Raw genomic sequence first — 14,946 nt, forward strand, 5'->3', positions numbered from 1 at the left:
CGTCCCGGCGGAGCGCTCAGAGGGCGCGGGTCATGAAGGTCGACAGCGGGTCCAGCCGGTACGAGCCGAACGGGCCGCAGACCTCGAATCCCTCGCTCGCATAGAGGCCGCGGGCGGTCTGGAATCCGGCATCCGCTCCGGTCTCGAGCCAGAGCGCACGGATGCCGGCGGCGCGGGCCTCGGCGACGATGTGGCGGACGAGTGCTCGACCGACCCCGGTGCCGAGGTGGGTGTCTGCGACGCGCATCGACTTGATCTCTCCGTGGGCGTCGCCGAACCGCTTGAGCGCGCCGACACCGGCGATGTCGTCGCCCGCCCACGCCGACCAGACCGTGATGTCCGGATGCCGCAGCGCCTCGAGCCCGAGCGCGTGGACGCTCTCGGCCGGCGTCAGGGCGTGCATCCCGGCGAGGTGATGCGCGATGAGCGCTCGGGTCGGCTCACCCGACAGATCGTCGACGCGGATCGTCAGTGCAGCGGTCATCAGCCCTCCACGGCGAACGGGCGAGGGTCGCGGGTGCGACGCGAACCCCAGGCGAGGGTCGCGAGTCCGGCGGCCAGGACCACGAGGCCGACGATCGCGAGGATCGACAGCTGCTCGCCGAGGACGGCGAGCCCGAGGATCGCCGCGGTGAGCGGTTCGCCGAGCGTGAGCGTCGCCGCGGTCGCTGCGGTCAGTCCCTGCAGCCCCCACGTGAACATCGTGTACGCCACGGCGATCGTCGCGAGGCCGAGCCACAGCGTCATGACGAGCCCGCTCGGCTCGAGCACCCATGCGAGGTCGACGAAGGGGAGTGCGAGTGCGCTGACGAGCGCGGACCCCAGGCCCATCGCGCCGACGACGGTGAAGGCATCCCAGCCGCTGTCGAGGAGCCTCCGCTGCGCGTTCGCGATGACGGCGAAGGACGCGCCCGCGCCGATCGCACCGAGGACGCCGATCGGGTCGGCCCCGCCCGACTCGGCACCGCCGCCGACGCCGAGGAGCACCACGCCGACCGTTGCGAGCGCCGTCGCCGACATCCAGATGGGGGAGGGGAGCCGACGCGTGAGCGCCCACTCCAGGAGGCCCGCCAGCACCGGTGCGGAGCCGAGGGCGATCACTGTGCTCACGGCGACGCCGTTGCGTTCGGTGCCCAAGAAGAAGAGCGGCTGGTACACCGCGAGGGCGACACCGGTAGCCGCCATGAGGAGCAGTGGTGTGGCGGTGAGCTTCGGCCTTGGCGCGGTCGAGGTGCGGGCGTGACGTGCCGCCAGCAGGAACGCGATCAGCGCGAGCGCGGATCCGCCGACGACCATGCGCGCGACGCCGACGGCGAGGGGCGTCGTGCCGTCGGGGCCGAGGGCTTGCGAGGTGCCCGTGGTGCCGAACAGCACCGCTGCGGCGAGGACGGCGAGGACGTGCAGCACGCTTCCTTTCTACCTTCACGGCGACCGTGCTCCCGACCACGCGATCGCGCCGACCCCCAAGTAGGCTGGTGCGGTGACGGTTCGGCTCTATGACACCCAGGCGCAGGCGCTGCGCGACTTCGCGCCCGCGGAGCCGGGCAACGTCACGATGTACGTCTGCGGGCCGACCGTCCAGTCCGGCCCCCACATCGGGCACGTGCGCGCTGCGCTCAGCTTCGACCTGCTGCGGCGCTGGCTCGCGCACCGGTTCGGTCGCGTCACCTTCGTCCGCAACGTCACCGACATCGACGACAAGGTGCTCGCGAACGCGACCGCCGACGAGCCGTGGTGGGCCCTCGCGTACCGCATGGAGCTCGAGTTCTCGCGGGCGTATGCCGCCGTCGGCATCCTGCCCCCGACCTACGAACCTCGCGCGACCGCGTCGATCCCGCAGATGCAGGAGCTCATCGAGCGCCTCATCGACGCGGGGCATGCCTACGCTGCGGCGGGCGACGTGTACTTCGACGTGCGTTCCTGGTCCTCGTACGGTGCGCTGACCCGGCAGTCGGTCGACGCGATGGAGTCGGCCGCCGACGCCGACCCGCGCGGCAAGCGCGACCCCCGCGACTTCGCGCTCTGGAAGGGTGCGAAAGACGGTGAGCCGGCGGACGCCTCGTGGGCGTCGCCCTGGGGCGTCGGTCGCCCCGGCTGGCACATCGAGTGCTCCGCGATGAGCCGCCGCTACCTCGGCCCCGAGTTCGACATCCACGGCGGCGGGCTCGACCTGCGCTTCCCGCACCACGAGAACGAGCTCGCGCAGTCGACCGCGGCAGGCGACGGCTTCGCCCGCTACTGGGTGCACAACGGCCTCGTCACCGTCGGTGACCAGAAGATGTCGAAGTCGCTCGGGAACTTCCTCCTCGCGGCGGACGTCCTCGCCGAGCAGGACCCGCTCGTCGTCCGCTACGCCCTCGCGTCGGCGCACTACCGCTCGAACCTCGACATCTCGGAGGGGACGTTCGCGGAGGCGGCATCCGCCCTCGATCGCATCCGCTCGTTCCTGCAGCGCGCGGCACGTGACGCCGCCGGCTCGTTCGAGTGGTCGGAGTCAGATGTGCCCGCCGCGTTCTCCGCGGCGATGGACGACGACCTCAGCGTTCCGCAGGCCATCGCGGTGCTGCACGAGACCGTCCGCACGGGCAACGCGCGACTGGATGCAGGCGACGCAGAGGCCGCGACGATCGCGCTGCGTCAGGTCGCTGCGATGACAGCACTCTTGGGCATCGACCCGCTCGACCCGCAGTGGGCGAAGGATGCCACCACCCCCGCGACCGACGCGCTCGACGCGCTCGTGCGCACCATGATCACCCAGCGCGCGGACGCCCGCGCGAACAAGGACTGGGCGGCAGCCGACCGCATCCGCGACGCGATCGCGGCGGCCGGCATCGCCCTCGAAGACGGTCCCACCGGGACCCATTGGAGTCTGCACAATGGCTAAGTTCGGAAACCCCTCCGCAGGTCGCGGCAAGAAGGGCCCCACCAAGGGCTCCGGCGGCAAGAACAGGCGCTCGCTCGAGGGTCGTGGCCCGACACCGAAGGCCGAGGACCGCGCCTGGCACCCCGCCGGCAAGCGGAAGGCCGCCAAGGAACGGTTCATCGCCGCCGGCGGCAAGCCGCAGCAGCGGTCGAGCCAGAACCGCGCCCCGAAGTCGAAGGCGGGCGACGACACCGAGACGGTCACCGGGCGCAACAGCGTGCTCGAGGCCCTCCGCGCGAAGATCCCCGCGACGGCGTTCTACATCGCGCAGCGCGTCGAGATGGACGACCGCGTGAAAGAGATGCTGTCGATCACGACGAACCGCGGCATCCCCGTCCTCGAAGTGACCCGCCAGGAACTCGACCGCATGGCCGGCTTCGACGGCGTGCACCAGGGCGTCGCGCTGAAGGTGCCGCCGTACGAGTACGCGCACCCGCAGGACCTCCTCGAAGAGGTCATCGACCGCGGCCAGCTGCCGCTGTTCGTGGCCCTCGACGGCATCACCGACCCCCGCAACCTCGGCGCCATCATCCGTTCGACGGCCGCCTTCGGCGGTCAGGCGATCATCGTGCCGCAGCGTCGATCGGCGGGTGTGAACTCCGCCGCGTGGAAGACGAGCGCCGGCGCCGCAGCGCGCGTGCCCGTCGCGATCGCACCGAACCTGACGACGACGCTCAAGGAGTTCAAGAAGCAGGGCGTCTTCGTGCTCGGCCTCGACGGTGGCGGCGACGTCGCGCTTCCCGCGCTCGAGCTCGCCGACCGCCCGGTCGTCATCGTCATCGGTTCCGAGGGCAAGGGGCTCTCGCGCCTCGTCACCGAGACGTGCGACCAGATCGTCTCGATCCCGATCTCGTCGGCGACCGAGTCGCTGAACGCCGGCATCGCGGCATCCGTCGCGCTCTACCAGGTCGCCACGCTCCGCTCCGTCTCGGAGTGACCCCGCGCCCTGCGCATCGTCCAACGAAGGGAACGCCCATGGCACGCATCGCCGTCCTCGGTGGCACCGGATACGCCGGCCACCACATCGTCGCCGAAGCCGTCCAGCGCGGCCACACCGTCGTCTCGGTCGCCCGCACGGTGCCCGCAGAGCGCGTGGAGGGCGCGACGTACATCGAGGGCACGCTGCTCGATGTGCCGTCGCTGGCGGCCCAGCTCGACGGCGTCGACGTCGTGGTCTCGTCGGTCGCGCCCCGCGGTGACATGCTCGGCCAGGTTCGACCGAACCTCGAGGCGCTCGTGGCAGCACTGCCCGAGCACGTCCGGGTCGGGGTGATCGGCGGCGCCGGCGGCAGCCTCGTTGCACCGGGCGGCCCTCGCGTCGTCGACAGCGGATTCCCGGAGGAGTTCAAGCCCGAAGCGCTCGAGGCCATCGGCGTGCTCGAAGACCTGCAGGCCGACACGAGCGGTCGCGACTGGTTCTTCCTCCACCCGGCCGGCGGGTTCGGCGCGTGGAACCCGGGGGAGCGGACCGGCACCTACCGCGACGGCGGTGACGTCATCGTGACGGATGCCGCGGGCGAGTCGTTCATCTCCGGACCCGATCTCGCGGTCGCGGTCGTCGACGAGATCGAGACGCCCAAGCACTCCCGAGAGCGCTTCACCGTCGGCTACTGAGCCCCCGGTTCAGACCAGGTCTCGCCAGTCGATCCCGTCCGTTGCGGTCGACACCTCGCCGGTGACGACGGGAATCGCCATCGTCTCGGTCGGCGGACCCATCACGGTCGCCTCGTCGCGACGGTGCCGCAGGACCCCGTCGATGTACGACGACAGCACCTGGGCGATCGGGATCGACCGGCCGCGTGCCTGGGACATGTACCAGCGGTGCTCCAGCACCTGATGGAACACCTCGGCGGGCTCGAGCTTGGCGCGCAGGTCCCACGGGATCGCCTTCACCACCGGCTCGAAGACGCGGGTGAGCCACTCGTGCGCGAGCATCTCCTCGTCGCTCCCGAGACGTGAGACGCGTGCCGCGAACTCGTCCATGTCGTTGAGCAGGCGACGCGCCTGGTTCTCCTGCACGTCCAGACCAGTGAGGCGGAGCAGGCGGCGCTGATGGTGCCCGGCATCCACCACCTTCGGCTGGATGAGCACCTTCGCCCCGTCGGACGTCTCATCGATCGACATCTCGCCGATGTCGAAGCCCAGCGAGTTGAGGCGCTGCACCCGCTCGGTGATGCGCCACGTCTCGTTCGCGGCAAACGTCTCGGTCTCGGTGAGGGCGCTCCACAGCGAGCGGTACGACGACATGATGCCGTCGGCGATCGCGACCGCGTCGACGCCGCCCTCCAGGCGCCCGCCTGCCTCGAGGTCCATGATCTCGCCCGCGATGTTCGTCCGGGCGACGTCGAGGTCGTGCTCCCGCTGCCCGCGGGTCAGCCCGTTCTCGTGGAGCTCGCCGGTCTCGGCGTCGACGAGGTAGGCGGCGAAGGCACCGGCATCCCGTCGGAACAGCGTGTTCGACAGCGACACGTCGCCCCAGAAGAACCCCACCGTGTGCAGGCGCACGAGGAGCAGCGCGAGCGCATCGACCAGGCGCGTCGCGGTGTCGGGCCGGAGCACCTGCGTGAACAGCGCGCGATAGGGGAGCGAGAACTTCAGGTGCGCCGTCACGAGCGCGGCCGGCAGCGGCTCGCCCTTCGGCGTGCGGCGTCCGTCGATGACGGCGACCCGGCTCACGCAGGGGACATCGAGGCGGGCGAGTGAGCCGAGCATCTCGTACTCGCGACGCGCCATCTCGGCCGTCGTCTCCTTCACCGCGACGACGCGCCCCGACAGGTTCGCGAACCGGACCAGGTGGCGCGAGAGCCCCTTCGGCAGCGACACGATCGTGTCGTTCGGCCACTCGGCGAGCGGCGTCGACCACGGCAAGGCGAGGAGTCCTGCGTCGACGCTGCTTGCGGTGATGCTCAGGGAGTGGACCACGGGGATGCCTCCGGGTGACGCGCCGCGGCGCGGGAGGTCAGAAGACCCGCCCGCGCCGCGACACTGCTGGTGGTGACGATCAGGCCGAAGCGATCGCCTTGTCGTTCAGGCGGTCGCCCGACTCGATGTCGAACGCGTGCACGTGGCCGGGCTTTGCGGCCAGGGTCACGGTCTCGCCGGCGTTCGGGTGGTTGCGGCCGTCGACGCGGGCGACGATGTCGGTGCGCTTGCCCTCGATCTCGGTGTGGCCGTAGAGGTAGCCGTCGGCGCCGAGCTCTTCGACGAGGTCGACCTGGACCGAGAGGCCCTTGCCGTCGGCGGGGCCGACCTCGATGTCCTCGGGGCGGACCCCGACGGTGACCTGGCTGCCGTGCGCGCGGCCGACGGTGTCGCGGTCGAGCGGAACGACCTCGGTGCCGAACTGCACGCCGCCCTCGGCGAGGTTCGCCGGGAACAGGTTCATGGCGGGCGAGCCGATGAAGCCGGCGACGAACACGTTGTTCGGCTTCTCGTACAGGTCGCGCGGCGAGCCGACCTGCTGGAGCAGGCCGTCCTTGAGGACCGCGATGCGGTCGCCCATCGTCAGGGCCTCGGTCTGGTCGTGCGTGACGTAGACCGTGGTGACGCCGAGGCGACGCTGCAGCGACGCGATCTGGGTACGGGTCTGCACGCGGAGCTTGGCGTCGAGGTTCGACAGCGGCTCGTCCATGAGGAAGACCTGCGGCTGGCGGACGATCGCGCGGCCCATGGCGACGCGCTGACGCTGACCACCCGAAAGTGCCTTGGGCTTGCGGGTGAGGTACTGCTCGAGGTCGAGGAGCTTGGCCGCCTCGAGCACGCGCTGCGCACGCTCTTCCTTGCCGACACCGGCAATCTTGAGCGCGAAGCCCATGTTCTCGGCGACAGTCATGTGCGGGTACAGCGCGTAGTTCTGGAAGACCATCGCGATGTCGCGGTCCTTCGGCGGAACGTCGGTGACGTCGCGGTCGCCGATGCGGATGGCACCGGAGTTGACCTCTTCGAGGCCAGCGAGCATGCGCAGCGACGTCGACTTGCCGCAACCGGACGGGCCGACCAGGACGAGGAACTCCCCGTCACCGACCTCGAGGTTGAGCTTGTCGACCGCCGGGCGGGTGCCACCGGGGTACAGACGGGTTGCGTTGTCGAACGTGACGGACGCCATCGTTTCTTCTCCTTCACCGGCAGGTACGTGCCGGACGATCCGTTGTGAAGCGAGCGGGGGTCTCCCCGCACACCCATCATTGGGTGCGGGATCAGTATGGCACGCGAACCTGGGCGGCGGACAAGAGGACTCGTCAGGCTTTTTCCAGGACGCGTGGCTAGCATCGAGGGGTCAGCCGCACTCCCGAGCGGCACGCAGATTCTTCTTTCCGAGGTTCCATGTCCAACGACTCGAGCGAGCACACCCCGGCGGTCCCGGATCGCCGTGAGGCCGTCCGCGAGAAGGCGCAGCTCGTCCACGCCCGTCAGTCGCGCGCCCGCGTCGCCCGTCGCGTCGGCTTGAGCACGCTCGCCGCCGTCGCGGTCGCAGCGGTCGCCGGTGTCGTCGTGTGGTCGGTCATGTCGACCGTCGGCGGTCGCGACCTCTCGCCCCGGAACGTGACGGCCGACGGGTTCGCGATCACGTCGATCACCGGTGGTGTCCCCGACGACCTCCAGGCGATGGATGCCACGCCGACCCCGACGCCCACCGAGCAGGCCGGCGGCGGCGCGGAGCCCGCAGAGACCACGGCGGCGCCGGCACCGGTCGACATCCGCGTCTACGTCGACTACCTGTCGCCCGGCGCACGCGAATGGCACCTCGCCAACGTCCAGCAGCTCACGACCTGGGTGGACGAGGGTGCTGCGACGCTCACCTACCACCCGGTGTCGATGCTCACCGCGAAGTCGAACGGCACGAAGTACTCGCTTCGCGCAGCCGCGGCATCCGCCTGCGTCGCCACCCATGCCGAAGATGTGTTCTTCGCCTACAACAGCGAACTGCTGACCCGTCAGCCCGCCATCGATTCCGACGGGTTCTCGAACGTCGAACTCGCCGACCTCGCACAGGCGATCGGCGCCGGTGACCCGAAGATCGTCCGCAGCTGCATCGAGGACGGCGACTTCGTCGAATGGGCGAAGGACGCCACCGAGCGCGCCGTCGAGGAACTTCCCGACACCGACGGGCTCTCGCTCACCGGAACCCCGACGATCCTCGTGAACGGTCAGCCGTATCTCGGTGTGCTGACGGATGCCGCGGAGTTCTCGCAGTTCGTCCTCACCAACGCGAGCGACGCCTTCTACAAGCAGCAGGCCGAACTCCTCAGCCCGAGCCCGACCCCGACCCCGACTCCGTGACGGGGCGGCGCCCCCGATAGACTGGGCGTTCTGCCGGCTTGGCGCAATTGGTAGCGCACCGTACTTGTAATACGGGGGTTGCAGGTTCAAGTCCTGTAGCCGGCACAGCTTGTCGCGTCGACACGCACGTTGTCATACGGGGGTTGCAGGTTCAAGTCCTGTAGCCGGCACAGCTTTCCTGCGAGCGAGACGCAACCTGCCGGTCCCGCCGCGTGAATGCGTCGACCGGGAGGTTGCGTCTCGATGGCGCGGCGCGGTCAGACCTCGTCGGCGGACGCCGCGCGGGTGACGCGCACCTCGGCGATGCGACGGCGGTCCATCGCGGTGACCTGCAACGTGACGCCCTCAAGCTCGACGACGTCGCCGACGACCGCGAGGCGGCCGAGGTGCTCGGTGACGAACCCGGCGACGGTGTCGGAGGCGCCGCGCGTCAGCTCGACGCCGGTGACCTCCTCGAACTCGGAGAGGTTCAGTCGACCGTCGACGACGCCGTCGGCCGAGGCTGGAGCGACGTCGCCGTCGTACTCGTCGAAGATCTCGCCGACGACCTCCTCGACGAGGTCCTCAAGGGTGACGATGCCGTCGGTGCCGCCGTACTCGTCGACGACCACCGCGATCTGGTGCCCCTCGGCGCGCATGCGCGTGAGCGTCGGCAGCACGCGAGCGGTCGAGGGGAAGTACGAGATCGGCCGCAGGACGCGATCGAGCGCGGCATCCGCGTCGTTCGCTCCGATGTCGAACAGGTCGCGCACGTGCACGAACCCGACGATGTCGTCGATCGACTTGTCGGCGACGGGGTACCGCGAGAACGGCAGGTCGCGGATCTGCGCGATCGCCTCGCCGACGGTCGCACCCTCGTCGAGGGCCGTCACATCTGGGCGCGGCCGCATGACCTCACTGATCTGGCGGTCGCGGAGCGAGAGGACGTCTTCGAGGATCCGGCGCTCCTCCTCGGGGAGACCCTCGTGGCTCGCGACGATGTCGCGGACTTCCTCGTCGGTCATCTCCTCGCCGGTCTTGTTCGGGTCGCCGCCGAGCAGGCGCACCAGCGCGTTCGTCGAGACCGACAGCAGCCAGATCACCGGCCGCATGATGATCGCGAAGCCGTTCAGGATCGGCGCGACGGCGTATGCGAACTGGGCGTTCCGCTGGATCGCCAGCCGCTTGGGCACAAGCTCACCGAGCACGAGCGACAGATACGCGATCACGAGCGTCAGCAGGACGGTCGCAACGGTGCCCGCCACTTCGGGGGCGAGTCCCCACGTCTCGAGCAGGGGCGTGACGTACGGCGCGATCGACGTGGCGCCGTATGCCGCCGACGCGAAGCCGGCGACCGTGACACCGATCTGTACGGCCGACAGGAACGTGTTGGGATTCCTGGCCAGCCCCGCGACCTTTTCACCGCGGCGGCCACGGGCCGCGATCGCGTTGAGCTGGCTCTCGCGCAGTGTGACGAGCGCCATCTCGGTGGCGGCGAACACTCCGCCGATGAGGACGAACGCCACGACAAGGGCGATGTTCAGGATGAGATCGCCGCTCACCGGGCGTGCTCCTTTGCTCGAGGGATGTCAGTGGAGGATGCCGCAGAGCGGCTGGGTCTGTCATCCACCGTTCAGCGGTGTCCGTCCGAATTCGCCTCGGCGTCGTCGGCCGAGACGATCTCGGCCTCGCGCACCTGGGTGCGCTCGAGCGACTTCGGGTCGCGACGCGTCTTGATGAGGCTCGCGACGGTGGCGACGGCGATCGTCGCGCCGATGAACAGCAGCGAGAACCAGATCGGGATCTCGGGCGCCCACAGCATCTTCTCGCCGCCGTTGATGAACGGGACCTCGTTCACGTGCATCGCGTGGAGCACGAGCTTCACGCCGATGAAGGCGAGGATGACCGCGAGGCCCTGTGCGAGATACACGAGGCGCTCGAGCAGACCGCCGATGAGGAAGTACAGCTGGCGGAGACCCATGAGGGCGAACGCGTTGGCGGTGAAGACGATGTACGCCTGCTCGGTGAGACCGTAGATCGCCGGGATCGAGTCGACCGCGAAGATCAGGTCGACGAAGCCGATGGCGATGATCGTGAGGAGCATCGGCGTGACGAAGCGCTTTCCGCCCTTCTTCACCGTGAGCTTGTCCTCGTGGTACTCGTCGGTGACGGGCAGGTGACGGCGGACGAACCGCATGAACTTTCCGTCGGCGGGGTTCGAGTCGCCGTGGGCGAACGCCTGGCGGTAGGCCAGGAACAGCAAGAGCGCACCGAAGATGTAGAAGATCCAGGAGAAGTTCTCGATCAGCGCGGCGCCGATGGCGATGAACCCGCCGCGCAGGATGAGCGCGATGACGATGCCGATCATCAGCACCTTCTGCTGGTAGATCTTGGGCACCGCGAAGCCCGCCATGACGATGAGGAAGACGAACAGGTTGTCGATCGACAGCGCCTTCTCGGTGAGGTACCCGGCGAAGTATTCGCCCGAGTAGCCCCAACCCCAATCGGGCACGAGCCCGATGACGACGCCGAAGATCAGCGCGAGACCGATGTAGAACGCCGACCAGCGGGCGGACTCGCCGATGCTGGGCTCGTGCGGCTTGCGGACGTGCGCGAAGAACTCGTACACGAAGAAGGCGATCGTCACGGCGATCGTGATCGTCCAAACGAGGGGGGTGATGTTCACCGGTCAGGCTCCTGAAGTCGTCGGCGCCGTGCTGTCGGCGTCGCGGAAGGTGGACACCAGAGTCTCTTCCATCCCACTCGCGTGGGACCGGTGACCCGGGATGCGTGGCATCCGTAATGACGAGTCGACCGTGTCGGAGTACTCCCCCTGGAACTCACGATCGTAGAAGTGCCAGGTTTCGGGTTCCTGAGAATCCGCCCGGCGCGCGCGGCTCAGGCGTCGGCGAGCCCCAGGACATCGAGGAGCCAGGCGAGCTCGAAGGCGCGCTCGCGCCACGAGTTGTACCGGCCGCTCACGCCGCCGTGCCCGGCCACCATCTCGCACTTGAGGAGCGCGTCCGCCTCGACCTCGCGCAGGCGTGCGACCCACTTCGCCGGCTCGACGTAGAAGACCCGGGTGTCGTTGAGCGACGTGACCGCGAGGATCTTCGGGTAGGTCACGTCGGCCGCCACGTTCTCGTACGGCGTGTACGACTTCATGTAGGCATAGACATCGGCGTTGTGCAGCGGGTCGCCCCACTCGTCCCACTCGATGACCGTGAGCGGCAGCGACGGATCGAGGATCGTCGTCAGCGCGTCGACGAACGGCACGCCGGCCACGATGCCCGCGAACAGGTCGGGTGCGAGGTTCGCGACCGCACCCATCAGCAGCCCGCCGGCCGACCCGCCCTCGGCGACGAGGCGATCGGGCGTCGTGTACCCCTCGGCAACCAGGTGACGGCCGACGGCGACGAAGTCGGTGAACGTGTTGCGCTTGGCAAGGAGCTTGCCGTCCTCGTACCACTGGCGGCCCATCTCGCCGCCGCCGCGCACGTGCGCGATCGCGAAGACGACGCCGCGGTCGAGCATCGACAGGCGCGCAACCGAGAACCCGGGCTCGATCGAGTGCTCGTACGAGCCGTAGCCGTACAGGTGGAGCGGGCGGGGCGACTCGCCGGGGGCACCGAACGAGCGCTTCCAGACCACCGAGACCGGTACGCGGGTGCCGTCCTCCGCGACCGCCCACACGCGTTCCTGGCCGTAGTCGGCGGGGTCGTACCCACCGAGGACCGGCTGGCGGCGGCGGAGCAGCAGGGCGCCCGTTGCGACCTCGTAGTCGTAGACGGTGCCGGGCGTGACGAACGACGCGTAGCCGAGGCGGATCACGGGCGGCGCCCACTCTGCCGACCCGGACGCACCGGCCGCGTAGAGCTCCTCGTCGAACGAGAGCTCGGTCACCGCATCGGTGGCGTAGTCGAGCACGCCGACGCGGGCGAGCCCCTCGCGGCGGTACTCGACGATCGCCCAGTCGCGGTACGCCGAGACATCGAGCAGACGGCGGCCCGGTTCGTGCGCGAGGACGACGTGACGATCGCCGGTCGGATCGGATGCCGCGACCCGCACGAGCTCGAAGTCGAGCGCACCCTCGTTGTGGAGGATGTAGAGGACGTCCTCGCCGCCGATGACGGCGTGGGTGAGGGAGTACTCGACGCCTTCGCGTCGCGGCCACACCGAGCGGGGCTCGGCCGTGAGGTCGGCGGCATCCACGAGATATTCCTCGGACGTGATGGATGAGCCGACGCCGATCACGAGATACCGGTCACTGCGCGTGAACCCAGCGCCCACCCAGTACCGCTCGTCGGGCTCGGTGAAGATCTTGCGATCGGATTCCGCTGCCGTGCCGACCTCATGGAGCCAGACGGTGTCGGGACGCCAGGCGTCGTCGACGGTCGTGTAGACGACGTGGCGGCCGTCGGGCGAGAAGACCGCCCCCGAGAAGGTGCCCTCGATCACGTCGTCGAAGTCGGCGCCGGTCGCGAGGTCGCGGATGCGGAGCGTGTACCGCTCGTCACCGGCGACGTCGACGCCGTAGAGCATGCGGGTGCCGTCGGTGGAGATGTCGAGGCTGCCCACGGAGAAGAACTCGTGGCCTTCGGCCTCGACGTTGCCGTCGAGCAGGATCTGCTCACCGGGCACGGGTGCGTCGGGGGAGAGGAGCGGCGGCGTCCAGTCGGCCTCGTCGGCGATCGGCGCGCGGCAGTTGATGCTGTACTGCTGGCCCTCGACGGTGCGGGCGTAGTACCACCACGCGCCTCGGCGGGACGGGACCGAGAGATCGGTCTCGAGCGTGCGGCCCTTGATCTCTTCGAAGATGCGCTCGCGCAGGGGCTCCAGGTGGGCGGTACGGGCATCCGTGTACGCGTTCTCGGCTTCGAGGTGCGCGATGACGTCGGCGTCCTCTTTCGCGCGAAGCCACTCGTAGCGGTCCTCGACGTCGTCCCCGTGGTGCGAACGGATGATCGGGCGGGCGTCGGCGACAGGGGGATGCAGTGCGTCTGAGGTCACCGCTCCACGCTAACGGACCCCGCGGATGCGGAACCGGGTTCTGCCCACGGCGATCATGTGCGAGGATTTCTGCGGCCCGGTCTGAACAACAGGTGACGACGGGGTGAACTCTTCGTTCGCACGCCGATCGCCGCGGCATCCGTTCCCCCCGCTCCCGACGGAAAGTGAACTGTGGAAACCGCAGCCCTCATCGTCGTCCTCGTCATCGCGTTGGCGCTCTTCTTCGACTTCACCAACGGCTTCCACGACACCGCGAACGCCATGGCGACCCCCATCGCCACCGGTGCGCTGCGTCCGAAGGTCGCCGTCCTCCTCGCCGCCATCCTGAACCTCGTCGGCGCCTTCCTCTCGACGGAGGTGGCGAAGACCATCTCGGGAGGCATGGTCCGGGAGGATCAGATCTCTGTCGACGTCTTCCCCGCGATCATCTTCGCCGGGCTCGTCGGCGCGATCACCTGGAACATGCTGACGTGGCTGCTGGGCCTGCCGTCGAGTTCGTCGCACGCCCTCTTCGGTGGGCTCATCGGCGCGACCCTCGTGGGCGCCTCGGTGTCGGCGATCGACTTCGGCGTCGTCCTCTCGAAGGTTGTCCTGCCGGCGCTCATCGCGCCGCTGACGGCAGGCATCATCGCGTTCGTCGTCACGAAGATCGCGTACAACGTCACCCGTCGCTACGACAACAAGCCCGACGGCCGCGACGGGTTCCGGTGGGGACAGATCTTCACCTCGTCGCTGGTCGCCCTGGCGCACGGCACGAACGACGCGCAGAAGACCATGGGCGTCATCACCCTGGCCATGATCACGGTCGGCTGGCAGTCGGCGGCACACCACGAACCCGAGCTGTGGGTCGTCATCGCCTGTGCCGTCACGATCGCGCTCGGCACCTATATGGGCGGCTGGCGCATCATCCGCACGCTCGGCAAGGGCCTCACCGACGTCAAGCCGGCGCAGGGCTTCTCGGCCGAGGCGTCGACCGCGTCGACGATCCTCGCCTCGAGCGCGCTCGGCTTCGCCCTCTCGACGACGCAGGTCGCCTCGGGCTCGGTCATCGGCTCGGGCCTCGGTCGCCGCGGCTCGAAGGTGCGCTGGGGGACGGTCGGCCGCATCATGATCGGCTGGGTGCTCACACTCCCCGCCGCCGGCGGTGTCGGTGCGCTTGCGGCGCTCCTCGTCGTCTGGTTCGGCCAGCTCGTGGGTGTCATCATCGGGGCCATCGTCGCGGTCGGCATCATCCTCGGGATCTTCCTGCGCTCGCGCCGCAACGAGGTCACCCACTCCAATGCGATGAGCGAAGTCGCCGACTCGGGTCGCGCGGTCAAGGTGAAGCGGAACCCGCCGCCCACGCGCCGCCAGCGCGCGGCCGCGTCGGCCACCGCCGACACCACCACCAAGGAGGACGGCCGATGAGCGTCTCGATCGACTGGTTCGCCTTCGTCCAGGTCTTCGGTGCCGCACTCCTCGCGGCATCCCTCGTCGTCACCTTCTACGCGATCGGAGTCCGACTCCTCGTCCGCGGCGGCAAGGCACCCGTCGTCGCGCCCGCCGAGTTCACCGACGCGCTCACCGTCATCACCGAGAAGGACCAGCGCAGGGCAGCCAAGGCCGCGGCGAAGGCCGCGAAGAAGAGCCCGCTCACCGAGGGGCAGAAGCGCTTCGCGCTCGTCGGTGCGTACGCGTCCTTCACGGTCTGCGGACTTGCGGTGCTCAGCGGACTGCTGCTCATCCTCTTCAACCACTGACGCACTCGATGCGGG

Annotated in this window: 13 protein-coding genes and 1 tRNA gene; 7 read left to right on the forward strand and 7 right to left on the reverse strand. The window is 69.3% G+C overall.

Annotated features, from left to right (window positions below; all coding sequences use genetic code 11):
* Window positions 1-16: 16 nt before the first annotated feature.
* Together QNI14_RS10995 and QNI14_RS11000 are read right to left on the reverse strand one after the other, a co-directional pair.
* Window positions 17-484 carry a GNAT family N-acetyltransferase gene (locus tag QNI14_RS10995; RefSeq protein WP_283716626.1) on the reverse strand — a complete coding sequence of 156 codons (468 nt, stop codon included), beginning with the start codon at window positions 482-484 and terminating at the stop codon, window positions 17-19.
* Entirely contained in the window at window positions 484-1,407 is a 924-nt protein-coding gene (locus QNI14_RS11000) for a DMT family transporter (RefSeq protein ID WP_283716627.1), read from the reverse strand. The genes QNI14_RS10995 and QNI14_RS11000 overlap by 1 nt, the downstream gene beginning before the upstream one ends.
* A 73-nt stretch (window positions 1,408-1,480) precedes the next feature.
* On the opposite strand from QNI14_RS11000, the gene cysS reads away from it, so the two are divergent.
* The 3 genes from cysS to QNI14_RS11015 are packed head-to-tail and all read left to right on the forward strand — an operon-like array spanning window position 1,481 to window position 4,537.
* Window positions 1,481-2,884 carry a cysteine--tRNA ligase gene (gene cysS / locus QNI14_RS11005; protein WP_283716628.1) on the forward strand — a complete coding sequence of 468 codons (1,404 nt, stop codon included), beginning with the start codon at window positions 1,481-1,483 and terminating at the stop codon, window positions 2,882-2,884.
* On the forward strand, window positions 2,877-3,860 hold the full coding sequence (rlmB, locus tag QNI14_RS11010; RefSeq protein WP_283716629.1) for a 23S rRNA (guanosine(2251)-2'-O)-methyltransferase RlmB: 984 nt from the start codon (window positions 2,877-2,879) through the stop codon (window positions 3,858-3,860). Before cysS ends, rlmB begins: the two co-directional genes overlap by 8 nt.
* Before the next feature lie 38 nt (window positions 3,861-3,898).
* Window positions 3,899-4,537: an NAD(P)-dependent oxidoreductase gene (locus tag QNI14_RS11015; RefSeq protein WP_283716630.1), complete on the forward strand. Its 639-nt coding sequence runs from the start codon at window positions 3,899-3,901 to the stop codon at window positions 4,535-4,537.
* 9 nt (window positions 4,538-4,546) lie between these two features.
* On the opposite strand, the gene QNI14_RS11020 is transcribed toward QNI14_RS11015, so the two are convergent.
* Window positions 4,547-5,845, reverse strand: a complete 1,299-nt coding sequence (locus tag QNI14_RS11020) for a DUF4032 domain-containing protein (protein ID WP_283716631.1) — start codon at window positions 5,843-5,845, stop codon at window positions 4,547-4,549.
* 79 nt (window positions 5,846-5,924) lie between these two features.
* The gene (locus QNI14_RS11025; RefSeq protein WP_283716632.1) at window positions 5,925-7,028 is read right to left on the reverse strand and encodes an ABC transporter ATP-binding protein; all 1,104 of its coding nucleotides are present in this window, start codon (window positions 7,026-7,028) and stop codon (window positions 5,925-5,927) included.
* A 218-nt stretch (window positions 7,029-7,246) separates the two neighbouring features.
* Here QNI14_RS11025 and QNI14_RS11030 point away from each other — a divergent pair, with 218 nt between their 5' ends.
* Both QNI14_RS11030 and QNI14_RS11035 read left to right on the forward strand, forming a co-directional pair.
* Complete coding sequence (locus tag QNI14_RS11030) at window positions 7,247-8,203, forward strand: DsbA family protein (RefSeq protein ID WP_283716633.1); 957 nt, start codon at window positions 7,247-7,249, stop codon at window positions 8,201-8,203.
* Between the two features lie 32 nt (window positions 8,204-8,235).
* Window positions 8,236-8,308 (forward strand) — tRNA-Thr (locus QNI14_RS11035).
* A gap of 152 nt (window positions 8,309-8,460) precedes the next feature.
* Here QNI14_RS11035 and QNI14_RS11040 read toward each other — a convergent pair.
* The 3 genes from QNI14_RS11040 to QNI14_RS11050 form a co-directional block, all read right to left on the reverse strand.
* Complete coding sequence (locus tag QNI14_RS11040) at window positions 8,461-9,744, reverse strand: hemolysin family protein (RefSeq protein ID WP_283716634.1); 1,284 nt, start codon at window positions 9,742-9,744, stop codon at window positions 8,461-8,463.
* A gap of 71 nt (window positions 9,745-9,815) precedes the next feature.
* Window positions 9,816-10,868 (reverse strand): TerC family protein, encoded by a 1,053-nt coding sequence (locus QNI14_RS11045; protein WP_283716635.1) that lies wholly within the window; start codon window positions 10,866-10,868, stop codon window positions 9,816-9,818.
* A 212-nt stretch (window positions 10,869-11,080) separates the two neighbouring features.
* Window positions 11,081-13,177: a S9 family peptidase gene (locus tag QNI14_RS11050; RefSeq protein WP_283716746.1), complete on the reverse strand. Its 2,097-nt coding sequence runs from the start codon at window positions 13,175-13,177 to the stop codon at window positions 11,081-11,083.
* Between the two features lie 186 nt (window positions 13,178-13,363).
* Here QNI14_RS11050 and QNI14_RS11055 point away from each other — a divergent pair, with 186 nt between their 5' ends.
* On the forward strand, window positions 13,364-14,599 hold the full coding sequence (locus QNI14_RS11055; protein WP_283716636.1) for an inorganic phosphate transporter: 1,236 nt from the start codon (window positions 13,364-13,366) through the stop codon (window positions 14,597-14,599).
* Window positions 14,596-14,931, forward strand: coding sequence for a peptidase (locus QNI14_RS11060; protein ID WP_283716637.1), 336 nt, complete (start codon window positions 14,596-14,598; stop codon window positions 14,929-14,931). The genes QNI14_RS11055 and QNI14_RS11060 overlap by 4 nt, the downstream gene beginning before the upstream one ends.
* The last annotated feature ends 15 nt before the right edge of the window (window positions 14,932-14,946 follow it).

It is taken from the genome of Microbacterium dauci (genome assembly GCF_030065535.1).
Taxonomy (GTDB): Bacteria; Actinomycetota; Actinomycetes; order Actinomycetales; family Microbacteriaceae; genus Microbacterium; species Microbacterium dauci.

Bases quoted from the DNA above. Each gene is read 5' to 3' on its own strand.
- QNI14_RS10995 (WP_283716626.1), bottom strand. From the start codon at position 484: ATGACCGCTGCACTGACGATCCGCGTCGACGATCTGTCGGGTGAGCCG.
- rlmB (WP_283716629.1), top strand. From the start codon at position 2,877: ATGGCTAAGTTCGGAAACCCCTCCGCAGGTCGCGGCAAGAAGGGCCCC.
- QNI14_RS11015 (WP_283716630.1), top strand. From the start codon at position 3,899: ATGGCACGCATCGCCGTCCTCGGTGGCACCGGATACGCCGGCCACCAC.
- QNI14_RS11025 (WP_283716632.1), bottom strand. From the start codon at position 7,028: ATGGCGTCCGTCACGTTCGACAACGCAACCCGTCTGTACCCCGGTGGC.
- QNI14_RS11030 (WP_283716633.1), top strand. From the start codon at position 7,247: ATGTCCAACGACTCGAGCGAGCACACCCCGGCGGTCCCGGATCGCCGT.
- QNI14_RS11060 (WP_283716637.1), top strand. From the start codon at position 14,596: ATGAGCGTCTCGATCGACTGGTTCGCCTTCGTCCAGGTCTTCGGTGCC.